This is a genomic window from Pseudoalteromonas sp. NZS100_1, from assembly GCF_015864285.1.
GTDB lineage: Bacteria > Pseudomonadota > Gammaproteobacteria > Enterobacterales > Alteromonadaceae > Pseudoalteromonas > Pseudoalteromonas arctica.
Genome location: NZ_JADYXN010000024.1, coordinates 39,858 through 62,362, shown reverse-complemented (window position 1 = coordinate 62,362; position 22,505 = coordinate 39,858). Strand labels below are relative to the sequence as shown.

Here is a 22,505-nt window from a genome sequence, read left to right as displayed (position 1 = left end):
TAATAGTTTTTGCATAGAGGCAGTGCTAAAATTCGCGCCGAAAATAGGCACATGAAATGGAATGTTATTTGTGTGTTCTTTAAAACTATATCAAAGGTTGTTTAACTACCATGGTTTCCTCGATTATTCTAACCCTGATAGCGATTGCTTTTTTACTGATCGTTATAGAAGATATAATCCATGTCAATAAAGCTAAAACCACGCTGTTTTTTGGTACGCTTTGCTGGATTCTTCTTTTTATATACCCTCTACACGGGCAAAGCCCCGATACGATTCAACACCTCCTAAACGAAAATATTTTAGAAATTGCCTCTCTATGGTTATTTTTAATGGCTGCAATGACCTTTGTCGCTTATTTAAATTCAAAGGGGTTTATAGAAAATATTGTGCATCGTGTTATGCCAAAAAGTATTAGCGAAAAAAAGCTGATGTTTTTGGTGGGTGGTTTTGCATTTTTGTTTTCGTCGATTTCAGACAACGTAACAGCTACGCTTATATCGCTTGCGGTTGTTATGTCGTTAAAACTTGAACCTAAAAAACTCATTAAATACGCCACGCTTATTGTGTTTGGGGTTAACTCAGGCGGGGTATCGTTAATAACCGGTGACGTAACCACACTGATGATATTTTTAGATGGCAAAGTAACCATAGCTCATTTATTGCTGCTTATAGCGCCAGCACTTGCAAGCGTTATGCTGTTAGCTGCGCTACTGTCTATCGGTATGAAAGGGCGAGTTGAATTTGCCGGTGCGGGTAAAACCCGCATTGAAAAAACCGACATTACCATTGCTGTTATATTTTTATCTACCGTAATTAGCACACTTACGCTTAGCGTAATTTACAGCGTACCGCCTTTACTCACCTTTTTGTTTGGCTTATCAGTTATGTTTTTAGTGGCGCAATTTTTAATGCGCAAAAAAGACATTAATAAAGACATAATCGATTTTGTTCGCGATATAGAATACGACACATTATTGTTTTTTGTAGGTGTACTTTTACTTGTAGGCGCACTTAAAGAAATTGGTATGTTGAGTAAATTTACCGACCTATACACGGTAATGGCGCCAGAGTACGCAAACTACTTAATGGGCATATTATCAGCAGGGGTCGATAACGTACCACTTACTGCTGCATTATTAAAAGCCGATATAGTAATGAGTCAACAACATTGGTTGTCGTTTACTTATGCAACGGGCGTGGGCGGTTCAATGCTTATCATTGGCTCTGCTGCGGGTATTATTGCCATGAGTAAAGTTAAAGCGCTTACCTTTATGAGCTACTTGCGTTTATCGCTGCATTTATTAATTTGTTACACGGTTGGATATGCAGGCTCTTATTACATGGGCAGTTTTATTTAACTCATAAATTATTAAATGCTTGACAGCTAGACGTCTAAACGATAACTTTCAAAGCCCCGCTACTTAGTGGGGTTTTGTTTTATTAGCCACTGGTTAATAAAGCATTCAGAAGAGGTGCGATACTTAGGTACTTAATGTTAGGCGACGAAAGCCGATGATCATTAAGGAGGGAAGTACTCGCCGAGGAAAATAATGGTACGTCGTCATTATTTTTCGGTTTATGGGGCTGAATCCTCAAAACTGTCACCAATATAGGTGGAGAGCTTCTGGCAGTGGACTTATCTTCAAGCATTCCTTTGCCAAGTTCTTCTTGTTTTATTGCGATTTGGATATCGCGAAAGGAGACTAAATGACTACCCAATCAGCGCCACAAACAGTGCCTCAAACAGAGTTAAGCGCAAAGTCAGATTACATCGTTGCCAAATTTGGCGGAACAAGTGTTGCAAATTTTGAAGCGATGAGTCGCTGTAGCGAAATTATTGTTGCAGATAAAAGCGTACGTATTGTTGCCGTGAGCGCTAGCGCCGGCGTAACTAACCACTTAGTTGCACTGTGCAAACCAAGTATTACCTCAAGTGAGCGCCAAGAGCACATAAACGGTGTGCTTGCTATTCAACAAACTATTTTAGATGAGTTATCGCTTGATGCCGATTTAGCAGTTGGCTTTAACGAAACTCTAAAAGCATTTCAAACATTGGCTCAAGAGTCACTAATAACCGATAAACAACACGATGAGCTACTTAGCTTTGGTGAGCGTTTATCGTCGTATTTGTTTGCTCAGGTGCTGCGTTTAAATGGCTTAAACGCCGATCGATTTGATGTACGCAAGGTGCTTAAAACCGACAGCCAATTTGGCAAAGCAACGCCCAATGTTGCAGCCACAGCGCAAGCCGCTAAAGAACATTTAATCCCGTTATTAGACACTCAAGTAATTGTGACTCAGGGCTTTGTTGGCAGCGACGAATATGGCCAAACAACAACGCTTGGACGTGGTGGTTCAGACTACAGCGCGGCATTATTAGCGGAAGCAATTAACGCTAAAAGCGTGCATATTTGGACTGACGTAGTGGGCATTTTTAGCACCGACCCGCGTTTGTGCGCAAAAGCGACGCCTATTGCACGTTTAAGTTTTGACGAAGCCGCCGAAATGGCGACCTTTGGCGCAAAAGTATTACACCCAGCAACTATTTTACCAGCAAGCCGTAGTCACATTAACGTATTTGTGGGTTCTAGTCGCGAGCCTGAGCGTGGCGGTACGTGGATTGAGCGCGAAAAGTCGCAGCAACCAGGTATACGCGCAGTAACGCAACGTAAAAACCAAATATTGCTTACGCTTAAAAGCCCAGAAATGCTACTAGCAAGCGGCTTTTTAGCACGCGTATTTACACTATTAAGTGAATACAATATATCGGTCGATTTGGTAACCACATCAGAAATCAGCGTAGCTATAACCCTTGATAACGCGCAAAACGCCTCGCGCCCAGAGCTCGATCAAGAATGCCTAGATAAGCTTGCAGAATTTTGCCATGTTTCGGTAGAAAACAACCTAACATTGGTGGCACTTATTGGCTCTGAGATTCAATTACGCCAACACGAAATGAACTTAATGAGTGTACTAAAAGACTTTAACATTCGATTAATTTGCCACGGTGCTAGTAAGCACAACCTGTGCTTTTTAGTAGAGCAAACTGAGTCAGATAGCGTAGTACAGTCTATTCATAGCCGTTTATTAGAAAACGATTTTGCTGCTTAAATAATTTTACTATTAAGAAGCGGTTATTCAGGAAAGCGATTTATTAAAGTTACCTAGTAAAATCAGTTAATAAAGTTACTTAACAAAATTACTTAACAAAGTCGGTCAATAAAAAGCATCGCCAGTCGGTGCTTTTTTTATGCACCACACTTACATCAAAACAAACATTGCTGTCACTGCTATCAACTACAGTAACGCGATTACTGCTAGCACTCAGCTTTGCACTATTTAATTCGTCAAACACATTGGGGCTAAGTAGTTTTGCAATAGGGCGGCTGGTGGCTTTAGCAAGTGATTCTTTTAATGTCCAAATTCTAAAAAACGTATCTGCTTGGGCTTGGGTATTAGTGGGCTCGGTAATAAGTGAAATTTCATCTTGATGATAAAAATGCTTAGCGAGCTTTTCAAACGGGCGCTTTAGGCTTATTTTTTCAATATCAAAACCAAACTCGCTTTTATCAAAATTTAGCGCGACCCCAACTAAACCATGCGAATGCGAAATACAGGTATTAATAACATCACTACTCACATGTATTTGCAGCTTTGAGCTTTCCTCGTCAAATTCTGTACTCATTTTATTAAGGGCTATGTGCGCATGTTGCGGCTGCGTTATTTTAATAAGGTGTTTTAACAATAACCGCGTCGCTAAATACTCTTGCTTAGCTTGAGGGCTTTTGCGACGGTTTATAATGGTTAACTCAAATAGGCTTAAGCAATCGGGCAAATTAAAGTCACTAAGCTCAAGTGTTTTAGCATTAAATAATAAAATACTGTTACTCGCTAAAGACAAATTTGCCAATTGAGTTGAAGTAATACTCAAGGTGTTTTTAAAATAGTGTTCAGTCATAAAAGCCCTAAAGCAAAAGAAGTCGCTGATATTGTGAGCGGTTAGTGCCACTAATAAAGGCTGGGTACAATTTTATTACTCAGCTGGCATGAAATATGGTTTAATTCACAACAATCAAAATAATAACAGATTTGTAGATGTATGGCACAAGTGCGTGATGGGTTTCAAAGCCGACTTGGTTTTGTTTTAGCCGCTGCTGGCGCAGCAGTGGGTTTGGGTAATATTTGGGGTTTTCCTACGCAAGCGGCCAACCATGGCGGCGGTGCATTTTTACTGGTTTACTTTATTGTTATATTTTTACTTGCGCTCCCTGCGCTGTATACCGAACTTTATTTAGGTCACAAAGCACAAGCTAATCCTGTAAAAGCATTGGGCGATGCATGGCAAAACACTAACCGTAAAGTTGGTGCTGCGGCAGGTTATATTGGCCTTGCAGGCGCAGTTGTTATGCTAAGTTTTTATTCAATAGTAGCTGGGTGGATGCTCTCGTACGCTATTGAACCCATAACAACCTTTTTTGGTTTTACAGGCGCAAGCGAGTTTTTACATAGTGACTCAGTGCTGCGTAATTTTGTATTTACGCCGCTTATGCTTATTTTAACTGCCAGTATTATTTTAAAAGGGGTTAAATCGGGAATAGAAACCTGGTCGCGCCGTTTAATGCCACTGCTACTCGTATTGCTTGTTGGTTTAATTGCCTACATTGCTACACTTGATGGCGCAAGCGAAGGCTTTGCCGCGTATTTAATTCCTGATTTTAGCCAAATACTCGACCCTAATTTAATTATTGCCGCAATGGGGCAAGCGTTCTTTTCGCTCTCACTAGGTGTGGGTTGTATGATGATTTACGGATCGTATTTACAACCAGATGCTAATTTACCAAAGCTCACCGCAGGTGTTGCTTTACTTGATACCAGTGTCGCTTTTTTAGCAGGATTACTCATTATTCCTGCTATTTATGTAGCGCAGCATAACGGCGTTGAAGTATTTAGTGGCGGAAAGCTTATTGGCGAAGGGCAACTTATTTTTGCTATTTTACCTGCGCTATTTAGCACCATGGGCGAAATTGGCTTATTAGTTGGTTTATTGTTTTTTGTATTAATGTCTATCGCATCGGTTACGTCAACTATATCGACCACCGAAATTCCGGTCGCGTTTTTAGTCGAAAACCATAACGTTAGCCGCACCAAAGCAACATGGGCAGTTAGCGCCGTTGTACTTGTGTGTGCAAGCGCCATTATATTAAATTTTGATTGGTTATTTGGCTTAGTCATTATGCTATTTACCCAATACCAATTACCGCTTATGGGCTTGTTTTACTTTATTACGGTAGGTTGGATGTGGCAGCGTGGTAATAAATTACATCAAGCAACAACAGGCGTACATTACTGGTTTGCTCAGTATATTCGTTTTGTTTGCCCAATATTAATGACCTTGGTATTTGCAAACGTCGCGTTTGGCTAAGCTCTATTTAAAGTGAATTTTTAAACAAAAAAGCGAATAGGGCTCACCTTATTCGCTTTTTTTGTACCTGTTATTTAGGTATAGCCAAGAACTTTATAAAACCTCATTAGTTAGAGGCTTACCTTCATTTACTTCCAGCGCGTTAAGTAGGGTTGTATTTGCTATTTCGGTGAGTGCTTCTTGGGTAAAAAAGCCCTGATGCCCCGTTACTAAAACATTTTTAAAGCTCACTAAACGCGAAAATATATCGTCTTGGTTTATTTCGTCGCTATGATTTTTAAAAAATAGCTCCGACTCTTGCTCGTATACGTCGAGCCCCAAGTAGCCTAGTTTTTTAGTTTTAAGCGCGCTAATACACGCGTTACTATCAAGCAGTGCGCCTCGTGAGGTATTAATAAGCATAACGCCGGTTTTCATTTTGCTAAACGCCTCGTCATTTATTAAATGATGAGTTTGCTCGGTAAGTGGGCAATGCAAAGAAATCACATCGCTTTGGCTAAGCAAGGTGTTTATATCGGTAATAGTATAATTGCCAGGTTGTGCGTAGGGGTCGCACACTAATACTTTAGCGCCAAAGCCATTTAAAATGTTACACAGCGCAAGGCCAATTTTACCGCAGCCCACAATACCCACGGTTTTATTGTGCAAGTTAAAACCGAGTAATCCGTTTAAATCAAAATTATCTTCGCGAACGCGGTTATACGCTTTATGGGTTTTACGGCTAAGCGTTAGCATAAGTGCTATGCAGTGCTCAGCTACTGCTTCTGGGCTGTATGCTGGTACGCGTAATACCTTTAATTTATGTGCTTTTGCTGCAGGTAAATCAACGTTATTAAACCCTGCACAACGCAGCAAAATAGTGTTTATGCCTTGGCTTGCCAGTTGCTCAATAACAGCGGCGTTTACGGTGTCGTTAACAAACACGCATATGGCATCAAACCCGCTTGCTAAAATAGCGGTTTGTTCGCTCAGAGCTTGCTCAAAATACGTTATTTTTATATCGCACTGATCGCGTGTACTTTGTTCAAAAAAAGGCAGTTCGTACTTTTGAGTACTAAAAAAAGCAATGTTCATGGTAATAGCCTCGACGCTTAAGGAGTATTATTTATTACTAATACAATAAACTACTTTATAAACCTGTGCTTTAGTAGTACGCATTTTATTGATTTAAATTAAGCCTTAAGCGGAGCCTTACTTGAGGTAAACAAAGGTATTTTTGAAGATGCCTTTTTACCATCTTTAGCTGCGCTTAACTTTGCGGCTTGCAGTAAGTTGCTTTCTATTACTTGTATAAGTGTTTCGGGCTTAGTGCGCGGAGCATAACGTGCAACAAGTTGCCCTTGTGAGTTAATTAAAAACTTAGTGAAATTCCACTTAATAGCACGGTTTTGCGAAATACCCCGCGTATGCGACTTTAAATAATTAAACAACGGGTGTGTTTCTGGCCCGTTTACCATTACCTTACCAAATACCTCAAACGACACATTAAATTGCTCTTGGTAAAAGTCTTTAATGGCTAAGTTATCAAGCGGCTCATTTTGACCAAACTGGTTACATGGAAACGCAAGCACAGTAAAACCATGGCCTTTGTATTGCTGATAGAGCTTTTCGAGCGCGTTTAATTGCACCGAAAAATTACACTTACACGCTGTATTAACAATAAGTACGGTTTTTCCCTGTAACTGACTAAGAGAAAAATTTTCGCTGTTATAAAGTGGTGCATTAAATTGATAAATACTGTCCATAGGTTACCTACTTACCTTTCCCGCTTAAGGAAATTTTATAAAGATTTTCATTCGCTTTTTTATCGACCGGTTGACATAATCGAGGTCTAGTTTCTAAGTTATCAGTTTAATAGGTCATTTTTATGTCAATGAAAGTCGCATTTATAGGTTTAGGCGTAATGGGTTACCCAATGGCGGGGCATTTAGCAAAAGCAGGGCACAGCGTATGCGTTTATAACCGTACTCAAGCTAAAGCACAGGCGTGGACTGCAGAACATTCAGGAAGCTTTGCACCAACCCCGCGCGAAGCTGCTAGCAATGCCGACATCGTATTTATGTGTGTTGGTAACGATGACGATTTACGCTCAGTGGTCTACGGCGATGACGGCGTATTAGCTGGCATGTTACCGCACACTATTTTGGTTGATCACACCACAACCTCTGCCGAAGTAGCCCGCGAAGTTGCAGCAAAAGCGGCATTACAAAATATCGACTTTATAGATGCTCCCGTATCGGGCGGACAAGCTGGCGCCGAAAATGGCGTATTAACGGTTATGGCGGGTGGCAGTGAAGCTGTATTTGCTAAAGTGCAGCCAGTTATGGCGGCGTTTAGTCGTTTTAGCCAACTGTTAGGCGGCGTTGGCTCGGGACAACTTTGTAAAATGGTTAATCAAATTTGTATTGCTGGTGTAGTGCAAGGTTTAGCCGAAGGCTTACATTTTGCCAAGCAAGCTGGGCTTGATGGTGAAAAAGTTATAGAAACCATTTCTAAAGGTGCAGCCGGTTCGTGGCAAATGGAAAACCGCTACAAAACAATGTGGGCAGGTGAATATGAGTTTGGTTTTGCCGTAGATTGGATGCGTAAAGATTTAGGCATTGCACTCGATGAAGCTAAAAACAACGGCGCAACACTGCCAATGACCGCAACGGTCGATCAATATTACGCCGACGTACAAGCACTCGGCGGCGGCAGATACGACACCTCAAGCTTACTAGCACGTATAGAAGCACTGCATAAAAAGTAACGCTGTAGACGCGAAGCTTGCTTGCGTGACGGGCAAAGCCCGTAAAGTAATTTATTCACAAAGAGGTTTAGAGGCGCTGCGCTTTTAGAGGCAGTAATAAGTCTAAAGCGGTTGTTGTTTTTATGTCTTCTCATTTACTCCTCATTCGCTTCTCTTTGTGAATAGAGTTTTATTTAAGTAATTAAAAGCGGTGCTTTTCACGTGAGCAAGCTCTACGTTTACCCCAAAGTGTAGATTTATGATTGTTTTTGGAGACGCGAAGCTTGCTTGCGTGATGGGCAAAGTCCGTAAAGTGACTTATTCACAAAGAGGTTATGAGGCGCTGCGCTTTTAGAGGAAGTAATAGATCTAAAGCGGTTGTCGTTTTTATGTCTTCTCATTTACTTCTCATTCGTTTCTTTTTGTGAAATAGATTTTGCTTTGTTTGTAGGGGTACAGATATTTATAAACAAAAACGCGACACTTTATTGCTAAAGTGTCGCGTTTTTAATGCGTTATATAAACAAAATTAGAGCAAATTACATGCTTTGTGCGTAGTTATATAGCGCCTTTAAAATTGTAAGATTTTTTTCGCTGTCGTCATGTTCATGCGCTAAATTTTCAAGGGTGATCATAAAATCTTGCGCGTTAATCGACGGTTGATCTTCCCCGTGCATTAGCTTGTTTTGGCAATACTGGCGCCATTGGTCAAGCTCTTGCTGGTTTAGCGTTTCAGGCCAGTTACGGGCGCGGTATCTAAACAACAATGTATTAAACTTTTTATCTTCAAAGTCTAACTTCAACCCAGCCAATTCATCTGGTTTTGCATCACGAATAATCGCAAACTTAGCTTTATCGGCATGGCTTGTAAACCCATCGTAAAGTAAGTAGTCAACGTTAGTGGTTGCGCTGTAATCGCCTTGCTCGTTAAACACTTCCGTTACTTTATCGCGAAGGTCGGTATTGGCTTTTAAAATAGCTAAGTTAGCTAAGCACTGCTCGCGGTCAATTCCCAAACGGGCGGCATTTTCAGGCAATAACGTTTTAGCTGGGGCTAAAATAGGGCACTTGTTTAAATGCACTAGTTTTAAGCCAACAGGTAAATCGCCCTCGGCCAAATCTAAGCGTTTGGTGTATAAACGTTTGCGTAACTCTTCAACATTTAAATCAATAAGTACTTGCGGGCTTTGGGTTAAATCAAAACAAATAACCGCATTTTTATTTACCGGATGAAAGCTCATTGGTGCAACCCAGCTTGTACAGCCTTGTGTTGCAGGTATGCGCGACGTGGTATGCACCAGCGGCGTCATATTAAATACATCAACCAATTCAGCGAGTGCTTTTTTGCCACGGAGTCCAAAAAAGAAGTTATACAGCTTTGGTTGTTTTTCTTTTATTAATTTAGCCAGTGCAATAGTGGCGGTTACATCGCTTAGCGCATCGTGCGCTGCGGCGTGTTCAATACCATTGGCTACCGTTAAATGCTCTAGCTTAAAGCTTGGGCTGCCATCTTCTTTTAACGGCCATTCAATGCCTTCAGGGCGCAGTGCGTAACAAGCACGTACTAAATCAATAATATCCCAGCGGCTATTGTTATTTTTGTATTCACGCTCGTATGGGTCGTAAAAGTTACGGTAAAAGCTATAACGGCTTACTTCGTCATCAAACCGAATACTGTTATAACCGGCAACACAGGTGTTTGGCACACTAAATTCGGCATGAATTTTTGCTATAAACTCAGCCTCAACCAAGCCTTTTTTCATCGCCACTTGTGGCGTAATACCTGTAATTAAACATGCCTCAGGGTGAGGCAAGTAATCCGCTTGCGGCTTACAATATTCAATAAGCGGCTCGCCAATAATATTTAAATCAAGATCGGTACGAATACCCGCAAACTGGCTCGGCTTATCCTTTTGAGGGCTTGCTCCCCAAGTCTCGTAGTCGTGCCAATAGATTGTTGCTTGATTTTGCTCTTGATATGCCATTTGAAAACCCTGAGTAGTTAACTTAAAAACGCCTAAATACGCGCCAAGTTACTAAAATAATGAATTATTTAGATTATGGCATATGGGCGAGGGAGTTTATAGGTTTGGGAGATAAATGATGTTTTAGTTGAGTTTACTGATAATAGTATCGTAGTGCTTTGTACCATCTTTTTTTTCAACACAACACTTACTAAATACAAGAGTTGTATCGAAAACTAAATATTCTAAATAGTGGTCTAGTTATCAGTTAAATAATTCAACTCATCTTTATAAGGCAGTAAAGGTTCATACAACTGATGGTATGCTTTGCCGACAGCCCCTCTGAATTGAATTAGTTTAGGCGAATTTAATCCTATGGATATAATGTGTTGAATAGCCAGACTTGGGTATGGATCAATAAATATAATTTCGAGGGCGTTCAAAATTCACGGTTAGGCCCTTGATCATTAACAAGGTACTATTCAAGCTTAGCCTAAAGCGCTGACTCGGTTAGCTGTTTGATAAGTGATGTTAGTACACCACCTTTAACATTAAGTTTTTACCTGATTGAAGTGCCTTAATAGCATCTTTGAAGTTGAATTGATTTGTCATGTGTCATTCCTTTTTTATCAGTTTGCTGAAATGACACAGATTTTTGAACACTATCCTAGAAAAAATTTAATATGACTTACTAAAACTCTTTGAACTAGGGTAATTAAAAACGCTATTCAATCATTGCATTTAATTCATCTTTATATGCTGCAATTGGTGTATAAAGCTTATGAAAAGCTCTTCCAATGGCACCATTAAATAGAACCATTTGAGGCTGCATTTCTTGTTTACCAGAAGTTAAAATATGACTGAGTGAGATACCTGGATATGGGTCTATATAGTAAATTCTTTTCATTCCAAGCTGATATGCTTTTTTTGCACAGAGTTCACATGGGCTTGCAGTTGTAAATAAAAAGCCACCATTAATTCCACTACCTCCATCTTTAGACATCTGAAGAAATGCATTTTCTTCTGCATGTAATGAGCGTGTGTGTACTTGGTTTTTATCTCCCTTAATTTGGTTGTATTCCGACTTAAAGCAATAAGAAAGGTTATAACCTTTCTTATTTACTTTTATTAATTTTTGATGCTTGCCTTTCATGTGATTTCTAAACTCAGTATCTTGCAATTCGAAGGGGCTGTATGCCTCTAAATCTTCTCTATTTTCAAGGTTATCGACTGATCTTAGATTACAAGGAACTTGGCCGTATGGGGCATCATTCCAACCAACGGCTTTAATTGAGAAGTTATTCATTGTCACAACGGCACCAACTTGGCGAGAAAGACAACCCGAATTTAACTTTGATGCATATGCGATTTGCATGCATCTTTCTTCCGGTGTTGGTGTAATTAAACCTGGTTTCTGTGCAAGTGATACGAGCTTTATCAATTGGTTTGTTAATATCTGAAAAGTATCCGAATCACCATTTTGAGCATTACTGTCAATGTATACATCTGCTTTCTGTAAACAGCCTGGAATATCCTGATCGGTAAAGCTTTTCCTATCTCTTAAGTCGAGGCTTGCATATTCTACTTTATCAATCTCACTGATACTTTCATCAGAAAAGCCTTTCTCTTTTAAGCGTGATTTTCTTACTTCTTCATCACAAGATACTGCTAGTAGATAAAAGGCAGAAAAGCGTTCTTGAAAATAACTAGCTTCGAGAGGGTTCCTAATTGCATCAATTGTAATGTAGGTGCTTTGCTGATTCTCTTTATTTTCTTCATGTAGCTTATTAATAATATACTTTATGTTTTGAGCGATTGTGAAAAATTTACCTTTCACCATGTTACTTTTAGATACACAGCCAGACCTACGAGCGTTGCGCCCTAATGCTTGATAGAGTTTAACAAATGTTTCGTTATCCAATTGCTCCCTAATAGACTTTGTAAGTTCCTCAAGGTGATTTACAAAGAAATCTGATTTAGATAATTTACTTTTATTTTCTTTTAATTTTATTTGAAGAGATAAAAAGAACGTAATATCACTATTTCTTATAGAGTCTTGAGTTGATAGAAAAGTTTTGATTTCTTCTTCAGTTAAATTGTCTAGCAACAAATATGTCAGTATTGAACTAACTCTTAAGTGGATAAAAGGGTGCCAATTTTTTTGATAGAACTTATTAAGTATTTTTTCTTTTCTTTGGAGGTTATTCTCCGCAGTTGGTTCTGAAAATAAGCTATGCTTCAGTTCAGCCTTATCTGTTGATAATATTTTTGCGGTTGATGTACATCCGCTGCCAGTTCTGCCTGTTAAGCCTATTATTATGAAATCTTCATTTTTGCTGTGCAGTTTTTCTAGTGCGGATGTTAGGTATTCATTAGAGTTACTCATGCTTTTTCTCACCATTCTTGTGATTATTAATTGTAATTTTATTTACTTTAATCTAACAGCTTCGTTGCTGGTATTGTATCGCGTAGAGATAGATAATCCCTTAACTATTACATCCGCATTATCTCCTTTTAAAGTGATTTACCAGTAAAAATAACTTTTCCAACCAACGTACAATTACCATTAATTGGTATCAATTGCTCTGGCCAATGGCTTTTAGGAATTTGTGGCCGTTTTCGATAATTAGCTGTTTAAATGTCGCTTGGTTGTCGTCTAGGTGGGCTACTACGTATGAGCTGTAGATGTATTCGGCTTCAGGGTCTACAAAAATCAAATCACCCTCATCAAACTTTGGCCTCAGATTCACACCTTTAGCAAAATGCCACCCGCGAAGCAGCACATGATTAAATTCAATTGTACCTAATATTACTAGAAACCATACATGAAAATGCTTAATATTGTAAAATTATTTCAATAAAACTTCCTATTTATAACAATGAAATCATTAATAAAAGTTATTATTTATTGCTCACTTTTCATCTCACATAGTGCTTTAGCTGGACTGGCTAAAGTTCAAGTAAATGGCTTTGACGTTGAATACGAGCTAGCTGGTAAAGGTAAACATACTATTTTACTTGAAGCGGGCGGCTCTGCTGGTTTAAGTGATTGGGACCCGGTTTTTGAATCACTTACCAAGCACGGTAAAGTTATACGGTATTCTCGTATTGGTAATGGTGGTTCTACGTAAATAAAGAAAAACTATAGCTCAGAAGAATATGCAGCTGAGGCTGTATTATTACTCAAAACACTGAAAATAGAAGAGCCTGTTGTATATGTTGCGCATTCTTATGGTGCTTATATTGCGCGTGTATTTGCTGCGACATACCCTAATCAGATTAAGGCGTTGATGTTAATTGAGCCTGCATCAGAGCACGATGTAGATATTATGCGCGCGATTGATTTGCCACGCGCTGAAAAAGAAATTGCAGCAATAAAGCTCGACGATATGAAAAATGGAATGTCGAATCAGTATTTAGATTTTTGGGCAAAACGCCCGCTACCTAATTATCCACAAATTACTGATATACCCGTGACAGTAATTGCCTCAGTTAAAAAGTATAAAAAGCCATCTGTATTATTTTTTACCGACAAAGCGCGTGAAATGTGGGGCGACTTACATTCAAAGTGGGCTAATGCCTTTCCTCGAGGTGAAATAGTAATAACAAATAAGAGCTATCACTACCCGCAAAAAGATGAGCCAGAAATGGTTGTAGCCCAAGTAGTTAAGTTACTAGAACGCACTCAATAAGTTTAAGTTTCGTTGGTTGTTTTTATAAATACCAATTGCCGTAAATTAGTAATTTGGCATTAGACTAAAGTCTATAGGTTAGATTTATTCACTTATTAGGTTTGTTTTAATCGTTTGTCGGTTTTGTGTTAATTCTCTAAAGTTCAGTTGTCGGCAACAAGTACGACTTAACTAATCAGGAATATAATCATGAAACTTACTCTTATCAAAACTATCGCTCTTAGCTCACTACTTACATGTTCAGCTGCTGCAATGGCTGAGCAAAGTGATTACAAGTTAATGGTTATTGAAGCTGCAACAGCACCACAGCCACTTGAGCAATCATTTAATAGCTGTGCACTGAATGTTAAGTCAAAAAATTATGCTCAAGCCGAAGCAATTTGTACTAAAGCAATCGCGCTTTTAAAAGACGCAGATGGTCCTAAATTTAAAGTACGCCAACTTACATCATTTGCATTAAGCAACCGTGGTGTTGCACGTTTAAAAGCGAACAACGACACTGCTGGCCTTGCTGATTTATACGAAGCAAACCAAATGTCTACAAGTACAATGGTATCGCACAACTTAACTCGCGCTAAAGAAGAGCTTTCTTTATAAGTACTTTATAAAGTGCTTACCAAAAGCATGTTATAAAATAGCGAGAGTAAAAAAGCCCATGTTAGGTTAATTCCTAACATGGGCTTTTTTGTTTTATTTAATGCGTAAGTTAATACCTTAAATACGTTAATAGAGTAGGGTGTATATTTATAATTAATATTTTGGGTATGCTTGTTTAGGCTACGCGAATATAATGCGAGATAACCGTATAAAAAATAATAACCCTTCTGCTTTGCTTATTTTGAGCAAGGTATCATTAAATAAATATTGAGATTTAAACCATGGCACCAGGAACCAGCCTAAGCGTACTTGAAATAAGTGCGATATTTTTATCAATTACCGCCTTACTCACCTATGTAAACCATCGCTTTATTGGCTTGCCAACAACCATTGGCGTTATGGTTATTTCGATGCTTTTATCTATCGGCGCTATATTTTTGGGCTTTTTAGGGTTTGATGATCTTATAGATTACGAAGTGAGCTTACTCGATCAGTTAGATTTTACTGAAGTTTTGCTCGATGGCATGCTCTCTATGCTACTTTTTGCTGGGGCGCTGCATGTAAATGTTAGCGATTTAAGGCGCTATAAATTGCCAATAGGTATTTTGGCCTGTGTGGGTACGTTGCTATCTACGGTTATTATTGCTGGTGCGCTTTATTTAGTACTTCCTTTGCTTGGTTTTGATTTAGCGTTTATTTGGTGTTTACTATTTGGTGCATTAATTTCGCCAACCGATCCGATTGCGGTAATGGGAATTTTACAATCTGCGGGTGCGCCTAAAAGTATTGAAACTGTGATTGCGGGTGAATCGTTGTTTAACGATGGTATTGGCGTGGTTATTTTTGTGCTTTTATTGGGTGTTTTATCAAGTGGTGATATTCCTACAACTTATTATGTAGCGCACACGCTGGCGGTAGAAGCCGGTGGGGGTATTGTTTTTGGTTTGGTATTAGGTGGTATTTTATATTACTTACTTAAAAGTATTGATAGTTACCAAGAAGAAGTACTCCTTACTTTAGCGGGCGTTATTGGTGGTTATGCACTTGCAAGCCATTGGCATTTGTCGGGCCCACTTGCAATGGTAATGATGGGATTAATGGTGGGCAATCATGGTCGTAGTATGGCTATGAGCGATAAAACACGCCACTATGTTGATTTATTTTGGGAACTGATTGACGAAATTTTAAATGCCATTTTATTTGTACTCATAGGGCTTGAAGTCGTCATGATTGCATTTTCGAGTAATTTGTTTATTGCTGGTGGCTTAACTATTTTAATCGCGTTAATGGCACGTTTAATTGTTGTGGGTATAACAACCACTACATTTAATAAGCAATTAGAGTTACCATCTGGCGCGTGGAAAGTTTTAACCTGGGGTGGTTTGCGCGGTGGTATTTCGGTTGCATTGGTATTGCAATTACCTGATGGGAACGAGCGCGATATTTTGTTGGCTCTTACTTATGCGGTTGTGGTGTTTTCTATTTTAATTCAGGGTTTGAGTATTGGTAAAGTAGCCAAAACTATCCGTTAAATATAAATCGGTTAGATCAAACCTGTTAAATATATTTTTTAAAAGGCGTGTGAAATAGCTGTATTTCACACGCTTTTTATTTTTCTTATAAAAAAAAGGGCAATTAAAACGTAAAGCTGAGCTGCACACCGCTGTAAATATGTTCTTGTGCTTCCCAGTAGTCGCCATCTATTTGGCGTGCTCGAGTAAATACTTCTATTTTAAATGGCTTAAAGTGATAACCCGCTCCTATACCTGCGTAACCGTCTATGTCGTTGTTCGATTTTTCTATTTGGTAGGTGTTATCGCCTCTATCGTTTTTAAAGGCGAGTTCGAACAGATCTAAGCCAAGCTCGGCGTATATAAAAAAGTCATTAAAATAACCAAGCTTCATGCCATTGTCCCACGTTATAAATTCTTCTTGCTCGCCTTGTTTATTATTGATTACTGCCGCGCCAATTGCGCTGGTAAAAACAACACCAAAGTTACTGTAATTTTGTTTGACCATCATTTCTACACCCGCAGATGTAATGCTGCTATTACCATTAAATTCTGATTTTATAAACATACCGGTGTTAGGCATGTCATTACCGAGCAAAAGCCTTGCGTTAACATTTTGGCAAAATGATAAAAGCGTGCTTAATAAAACAAAAAGAGAAAGTATGTGTTTCAAAAAAGTTAACCCATTAATGATGAAAAGTTACCAGAGCTGTAATTATAAATACATGACTTAGTATTGCATGTAATTAAATGTATAAATTTGTTTGATAGTTACTCAGCTATGCCAAAGTAAGGTGTTTAAAATAAAACCAACTAAAAAAAAGCATAAATAATTATATACATTTTAAAACGTAAAGTAGCGATTTTAGGCACGATTGTTGGTGCGTAAGTTGTTTAAATATATAGAAAAAGTTTAAACGTATTAGACTAAGGTCTATAGGTTAATTTTCTTCACTTATTAGGTTTGTTTTAATCGTTTGTCGGGGTTGTGGTAATTCTCTAAAGTTCAGTTGTCGGCAACAAGCACGGCTTAACTAATCAGGAATATGACCATGAAACTTACACTTATCAAAACTATCGCTCTTAGCTCACTATTAACATGTTCAGCTGCTGCAATGGCTGATCAAAGTGATTACAAATTAATGGTTATTGAAACTGCAACAGCGCCACAGCCACTTGAGCAATCATTTAATAGCTGCGCACTAAATGTTAAGTCAAAAAATTACGCTGAGGCGGAAGCAATTTGTACTAAAGCAATCGCACTTTTAAAAGACGCAGATGGCCCTAAATTTAAAGTACGCCAACTTACGTCATTCGCATTAAGCAACCGTGGTGTTGCACGTTTAAAAGCGCATAACGACACTGCTGCACTTGCTGATTTATACGAAGCATCAAAATTGTCTAACAGCTCAATGGTATCGCACAACTTAACTCGCGCTAAAGAAGAATTATCGTTATAAAAAACCTTTATAACGCGTTTTATAAAGTGCTTACTAAAGCATGATATAAAATAGCGAGAGTAAAAAAGCCGATGTTGGGTTAAACCCCAACATCGGCTTTTTCGTGTTTATTAACTTTGTATTGTGTTAAACCAATCCGCAATAATACTTAATCATTTTGCGGGGCTAAACGTGTCGCTACCTGCGTTAAAAAATTCTCATTTAGAACAACCAAATAGCGAATTTTTTGCCTAGCTATCAACACGTTTTTCCATCCTCAAAATAGATCACTTAATTAAGCGAATTGGTATTATTAAAAAATAAAAAAAATGTATTCTGCTATTTACTGTTTAGTTGTTTTTATGGATTTTAACCAATTGTAATTACTAAGTATTTTTATGGGTGTTAGACTAAAGTCTATAGGTTAGATTTATTCACGTATTAGGTTTGTTTTTATCGTTTGTGGTAATTGCGCTAACACTCTAAAGTTTACTTGTCGGCAACAAGTACGACTAACAAATACCAATTTTATTAAAACATGATTATTTTAGCGAATTAAATAACTCACTAACGGCGTTAAAAAATTACTTATATAGAACGACTATATTTCATAATTTTTGCCTTGTTATTAAGCTATTTACTTGACGCTAAAAAAGATCACTAGTTTAAACAATTGCCATAACAGGAATATAATCATGAAATTTACACTTTTAAAAACCATCGCTCTTGGCTCATTATTAACTTGCTCAGCTGCTGCAATGGCTAATCAAGGTGATTATAAATTAATGGTTATTGAAGACTCTGTAACTGCAGCACCTGCATTTGAAAAATCGTTTAATAGCTGTGCTTTAACTGTTGAATCAAAAAACTACGAAGAAGCAGAAGCTATTTGTACACAAGCAATTGCATTGCTTAAGCAAAGCCATGGTCCGCGTTTAAAAGTACGCGAACTTACATCGTTTGCATTAAGTAACCGTGGTGTAGCGCGTATTAAGGCTCAAAAAGACACTGCGGGTATTTCTGATTTATATGAAGCGGTTCAAATTTCTAAAAACTCACTTGTAACGCATAACTTAACTCGCGCTAAAAAAGAGTTATCTTTATAAGAATGCTTGCATAAAGCGCTTATAATTTAGCGAGAGTATAAAAGCCCATATTAGGTAGCACCTAATATGGGCTTTTTTGTATGTTTGCATAACAGTAGTTACTTATAAATACACTCATTTTAATAAAACAGCTTTACTGAATAATAGTGCTCTTAAGAGTGATTTTTAGAGCCTTACGCTACTAATTTATATTGGTAAGTACTTGTTACCTAAAACATAGATCTATAAATAGAGAAACATAGGTAAAAATATTATTTTTTGACGTGACTCAACTGTGCAGTAAAACGGGATTATTTTATTTAAGTTGTTGTTTTTAATTAATAATAAAGTCTAATGTCTTTGACTTTAATCTATTTTTATTTAAAATCGAAGTAATATATATTTTATAGCATTGACGACACGTGGATGCTAATTACTGTTTTGTGATAAATAGCTAGATATTATCTTTGTTTTAATTTTTAGTCCCACCTCCATATTACTAAAAATTAAACAGGGAATAGAGTAGTTATTAACTTGCGCAATAAAAATAAAAAGCGCAAATAAAGGGATTTAAAAATGCAATTCAAACTAAAAAAAATAGCTGCCTTGTTATTCGGGGTGGGTATTAGCCTTTCTGTATTTGCCGAAGATATAGAGCTATACGTAAACCATAATGTTGAAACCGATGAAAACCCTCGCGTGCTTATTGTGTTTGATACTTCAGGAAGTATGAAGACTAAGTTGCCTAATGGGGGCCCTAGAAAAATCGATGCTGGTATAAGCGCTATGACCCAATTAGTAAATGATAACAGCTCGATTGATTTTGGTTTGATGCGTTTCAATGGCAATGATGGTGGCTATGTTATGGCTGGCCTAGGCTCCTCACATGATAAAATATTGGGTCAAATAGAAAAGTTGCCTGCTGGCGGGAATACGCCTATCACTGAGACCTTATGGGAAGCTTACCTATATATGACGGGGCAAACAATTTGGTATGGGCGAAATACTAATAAACGAGATTTTACTATTGAGAGAGAGCAAAGTGGTAGTGATATACCTCGATATGTTTCTCCTTTTGAGCAGCCAGCAGGGGCCGATGAGCGTTGTGATAACTCAATTAGCTTAATATTAATGACTGATGGTGATCCTACACAAGATACCACCCGAAATGATGATATTGAAGCATTATACAAATCTACTTTTGGCTCAAACCCCACTAAAACAAGTAATAGTTATTTAGCCGCTTTAGCTCAGATAATACATGGTACAAGAGATGTTGAGGTGGATTTGTACGACACTACGTCAAAGGTTGCTGATACCGGGCGAGTTTTTACTATCGGTTTTGGTAGTGGCATGAGTACAAATGGTAAAAAGTTATTAGAAAAAACCGCTTTATTGGGGGGCGGCGAATACTTACATGCAGATACCTCAACTGAACTCTCTGAAGCGCTTAACAACACAATATCGAAAATACGTGAAGTTAACGATAGTTTTTCATCTCCTACGGTAGCTAGTAATAATGTTGACCAAACACGTAGCCGAGAGTCAATTTACTTTGCAATGTTTTATCCAGAAACAGGTGCACGTTGGAGCGGAAATTTAAAAAAGCTTAAAGTGTCGGGCGCTAATATAGTAGATTCAACGGATAAAATTGCTTTAGATGACAATGGGTTAATAGATGAAAAAGCGCGAACATTTTGGCTACCAACTAATAAGCCTGCAGATGGGAATTTAGTAGCTCAGGGTGGCGTGAATTTACTTTTATCAACTTTAGACCCTGATAACCGTAAAATCTATATAGATAAAACGGGGAGTATTATTGATTTTACTTTTGATAAAGTAAAAGGCATTTTAAATTTAGCGACAAGTACGGTTACCGATTTAGCCCCTGATTTAATCCCTAATATAGGTTTAACTTTAGTGGAAGATGATATTAGCTGGGCACGAGGGGTTGATGTTGATAATGAAGATGGTGATGACTCATCAGTAGATCAACGAAGCAATATTTTTGGCGACCCTTTGCATTCTAAACCGGTATCTATAGATTATGGCGATGGAAGTATTTATATACTTGTTGGCACTAACGCCGGCTTTTTACATATGTTTGAAGACAAAGGCAATACCGTTGAAGAAAAGTGGGCTTTTACACCTGCGGCCTTATTAAAAAACATTCCGGCTTTACGTAGTAATCTTGCAAATACTAAAGTGTATGGCATGGATGGGCCTATAAGTGTGTTCTTTAATAATAAAGGCTCAAACAGCGAAGGTTTAAATGATGGTGTTATTAGAGCAAGTGATAACGATGAAGTGTGGGCATTTGCAGGAATGCGTCGAGGCGGTAAAAATTACTACGCCCTGGATATAAGCGACCCAGATAAACCGAAAAAATTATGGAATAAGCCAATAGTTGGTGGCTCTGAAGAGTTTAAATATTTAGCGCAAACATGGTCTAAACCTCAAATTGCTTATATTAAAGCGTTTGGTGAGGATCCACTGCTGATATTTGGCGCAGGCTACGATACAAACAAAGATAAGGCGATTAGAACGACTGATGAAACTGGGCTAGGTATTTACATTGTTAATGCTAAAACTGGCGAAAAGGTATGGGCACTAACGCCGGAAGAACATGGTTTTACCGGGGAGCACAGTATTGCAGCAGATGTAACTACGCTTGACTCAGATTACGACGGGTATATCGACCGAATTTATGCAACCGATACTGGCGGTAATATTTGGCGTGTAGATATTCCTAGTGACGATGAAAGTGATATTACTCATTTTAAGCTTGCGGAGCTTGGCAGTACATTAGCGTCGCAAGACAGACGTTTCTTTTATAAACCGTTAGTTGCTAGAACGCTGTTTAGTAAAGTTACTAAGACCAATTATGATGGTGAGGTGATTACGACCCGTTTAGATACCCCGTATGACGCAATAGTTATAGGTAGCGGAAATCGTTCAAACCCACTTGCTACTAATGAGCAAGATCAGCTGTATATGATCCGTGATGAAAACACCCTAACAAAAATATTTACTGAATTTCCAGCCCCAATAGTGCCAGATGATTTAATGAAAATGAATGAAGACCCATTTGGTAACGCACTTGATGACGTAGATAAATTTGTTAATCTTGAAGTTAAGTTAGCCGAATTTAAAGGGTGGCGATACGAATTAGGGACGGGCGAAAAGTCCCTTGCTGCAGCAACGGTCGTTGGTGGGGTTGCTTACTTTACTTCCTTTACGCCTGCATCTTCATCATCAACACAAAACCAATGTTCGTTAACGGGTGGCGGTGGTTCGCTTTATGCCTTTCATTTGCATTATGGAACGAAGGTTTATGACGATGTGAAATTTGCAACAAGTAATGATGTACCAGATACACCGAAACTATTTTTTGGGGAAGGCCCGTCGTGTGCAGATAATGATGCGGATGGTAAGTGCGATTGGGATGATGCAACGGATGTAACGCAAGTTAGTCAGTTTTATTTAATAGGCCCTGGGGTTAAAGGTTCTGATAAGCCGATAAAAGCTATTGAAATACTTGGGCCAAATTTAAATGTTGAAGGTGGAAAAGTTAAGCTAGTAAATGGCGCTGAACCAACTGGTTTTGGCTTTAAAACCCAACAAACATATATTTATAAACGCGAAGAAAACGATAGTCAGGCACATTAAAAACACAATGCAATAAACATAAGCCACCTTAATTAGGTGGCTTTTTAATTTTAAGAGCGAATCAAAAATGCTGATGGTTTGCTTATATAATTGTTTTATAGTTATCGAAGCGCTCTAAACCAACCTATGTATAATACACATTCATTTACAAAATACTGCCTATCACTCAAACCCTTTATTTTAGGTACCTGTAGTCCATATTAGTCAACAATAGCTGGTCTTAGTTATATTTAATTAACAAATGTAAGAGCAAAATTTAACATGGCGTGTCACTATATAGGTACAGGGCATGTTAACTTGTTGCCATCCCCCCATAAATATTCAATAAATTTCTGTTGTTTAAATTTACTTGTTATTTATTAAAGTAACCAATTCAATTTATAACAATATGATTTTTA

Annotated in this window: 15 protein-coding genes, 2 pseudogenes and 1 riboswitch; of the genes and pseudogenes, 10 read left to right on the top strand and 7 right to left on the bottom strand. The window is 38.2% G+C overall.

The features are described from left to right. Positions 1-110: 110 nt before the first annotated feature. Both nhaD and lysC read left to right on the top strand, forming a co-directional pair. Positions 111-1,358, top strand: coding sequence for a sodium:proton antiporter NhaD (gene nhaD, locus I6F66_RS15315; protein WP_121955343.1), 1,248 nt, complete (start codon positions 111-113; stop codon positions 1,356-1,358). 101 nt (positions 1,359-1,459) lie between these two features. Beyond that, positions 1,460-1,632, top strand: a riboswitch (Lysine riboswitch). A gap of 75 nt (positions 1,633-1,707) precedes the next feature. After that, positions 1,708-3,111, top strand: a complete 1,404-nt coding sequence (lysC, locus tag I6F66_RS15310) for a lysine-sensitive aspartokinase 3 (protein ID WP_197209459.1) — start codon at positions 1,708-1,710, stop codon at positions 3,109-3,111. A gap of 88 nt (positions 3,112-3,199) precedes the next feature. Here the strand turns inward: lysC and I6F66_RS15305 are convergent, their stop codons facing one another. After that, the gene (locus tag I6F66_RS15305) at positions 3,200-3,958 is read right to left on the bottom strand and encodes a 4'-phosphopantetheinyl transferase superfamily protein (protein ID WP_197209458.1); all 759 of its coding nucleotides are present in this window, start codon (positions 3,956-3,958) and stop codon (positions 3,200-3,202) included. A gap of 141 nt (positions 3,959-4,099) precedes the next feature. Here I6F66_RS15305 and I6F66_RS15300 point away from each other — a divergent pair, with 141 nt between their 5' ends. Then, positions 4,100-5,422: a sodium-dependent transporter gene (locus tag I6F66_RS15300; RefSeq protein ID WP_197161008.1), complete on the top strand. Its 1,323-nt coding sequence runs from the start codon at positions 4,100-4,102 to the stop codon at positions 5,420-5,422. A gap of 93 nt (positions 5,423-5,515) precedes the next feature. Here the strand turns inward: I6F66_RS15300 and I6F66_RS15295 are convergent, their stop codons facing one another. Together I6F66_RS15295 and I6F66_RS15290 are read right to left on the bottom strand one after the other, a co-directional pair. Continuing rightward, positions 5,516-6,496, bottom strand: a complete 981-nt coding sequence (locus I6F66_RS15295; RefSeq protein ID WP_197209457.1) for a 2-hydroxyacid dehydrogenase — start codon at positions 6,494-6,496, stop codon at positions 5,516-5,518. 98 nt (positions 6,497-6,594) lie between these two features. Beyond that, positions 6,595-7,167, bottom strand: coding sequence for a glutathione peroxidase (locus I6F66_RS15290; protein ID WP_197209456.1), 573 nt, complete (start codon positions 7,165-7,167; stop codon positions 6,595-6,597). A 122-nt stretch (positions 7,168-7,289) separates the two neighbouring features. On the opposite strand from I6F66_RS15290, the gene I6F66_RS15285 reads away from it, so the two are divergent. After that, positions 7,290-8,171 (top strand): NAD(P)-dependent oxidoreductase, encoded by an 882-nt coding sequence (locus I6F66_RS15285; RefSeq protein WP_197209455.1) that lies wholly within the window; start codon positions 7,290-7,292, stop codon positions 8,169-8,171. A gap of 518 nt (positions 8,172-8,689) precedes the next feature. Here the strand turns inward: I6F66_RS15285 and sbcB are convergent. The 3 genes and pseudogenes from sbcB to I6F66_RS15270 form a co-directional block, all read right to left on the bottom strand. Further along, positions 8,690-10,135, bottom strand: coding sequence for an exodeoxyribonuclease I (gene sbcB / locus I6F66_RS15280; protein ID WP_197174953.1), 1,446 nt, complete (start codon positions 10,133-10,135; stop codon positions 8,690-8,692). 703 nt (positions 10,136-10,838) lie between these two features. After that, on the bottom strand, positions 10,839-12,500 hold the full coding sequence (locus tag I6F66_RS15275; protein WP_170070703.1) for a deoxycytidylate deaminase: 1,662 nt from the start codon (positions 12,498-12,500) through the stop codon (positions 10,839-10,841). 128 nt (positions 12,501-12,628) lie between these two features. Further along, positions 12,629-12,870: pseudogene (locus I6F66_RS15270) on the bottom strand (S24 family peptidase); the annotation flags it as partial. Positions 12,871-12,993: 123 nt separating this feature from the next. Between I6F66_RS15270 and I6F66_RS15265 the strand changes: the two are divergent. The 3 genes and pseudogenes from I6F66_RS15265 (at position 12,994) to I6F66_RS15255 (ending at position 15,935) form a co-directional block, all read left to right on the top strand. Beyond that, a pseudogene (locus I6F66_RS15265) lies at positions 12,994-13,806 on the top strand (alpha/beta fold hydrolase). Positions 13,807-13,995: 189 nt separating this feature from the next. Continuing rightward, positions 13,996-14,403: a hypothetical protein gene (locus I6F66_RS15260; RefSeq protein WP_039488153.1), complete on the top strand. Its 408-nt coding sequence runs from the start codon at positions 13,996-13,998 to the stop codon at positions 14,401-14,403. A gap of 281 nt (positions 14,404-14,684) precedes the next feature. After that, positions 14,685-15,935 carry a sodium:proton antiporter gene (locus I6F66_RS15255; protein WP_002963249.1) on the top strand — a complete coding sequence of 417 codons (1,251 nt, stop codon included), beginning with the start codon at positions 14,685-14,687 and terminating at the stop codon, positions 15,933-15,935. Between the two features lie 103 nt (positions 15,936-16,038). On the opposite strand, the gene I6F66_RS15250 is transcribed toward I6F66_RS15255, so the two are convergent. After that, entirely contained in the window at positions 16,039-16,497 is a 459-nt protein-coding gene (locus I6F66_RS15250) for a hypothetical protein (protein WP_231611894.1), read from the bottom strand. A 469-nt stretch (positions 16,498-16,966) separates the two neighbouring features. Between I6F66_RS15250 and I6F66_RS15245 the strand changes: the two genes are divergently transcribed. The 3 genes from I6F66_RS15245 (at position 16,967) to I6F66_RS15235 (ending at position 22,107) form a co-directional block, all read left to right on the top strand. Continuing rightward, positions 16,967-17,374, top strand: coding sequence for a hypothetical protein (locus I6F66_RS15245; RefSeq protein WP_182197206.1), 408 nt, complete (start codon positions 16,967-16,969; stop codon positions 17,372-17,374). A 674-nt stretch (positions 17,375-18,048) separates the two neighbouring features. Continuing rightward, positions 18,049-18,459, top strand: a complete 411-nt coding sequence (locus I6F66_RS15240) for a hypothetical protein (RefSeq protein WP_010553497.1) — start codon at positions 18,049-18,051, stop codon at positions 18,457-18,459. Positions 18,460-19,014: 555 nt separating this feature from the next. Further along, positions 19,015-22,107 (top strand): PilC/PilY family type IV pilus protein, encoded by a 3,093-nt coding sequence (locus I6F66_RS15235; RefSeq protein WP_197209453.1) that lies wholly within the window; start codon positions 19,015-19,017, stop codon positions 22,105-22,107. The last annotated feature ends 398 nt before the right edge of the window (positions 22,108-22,505 follow it).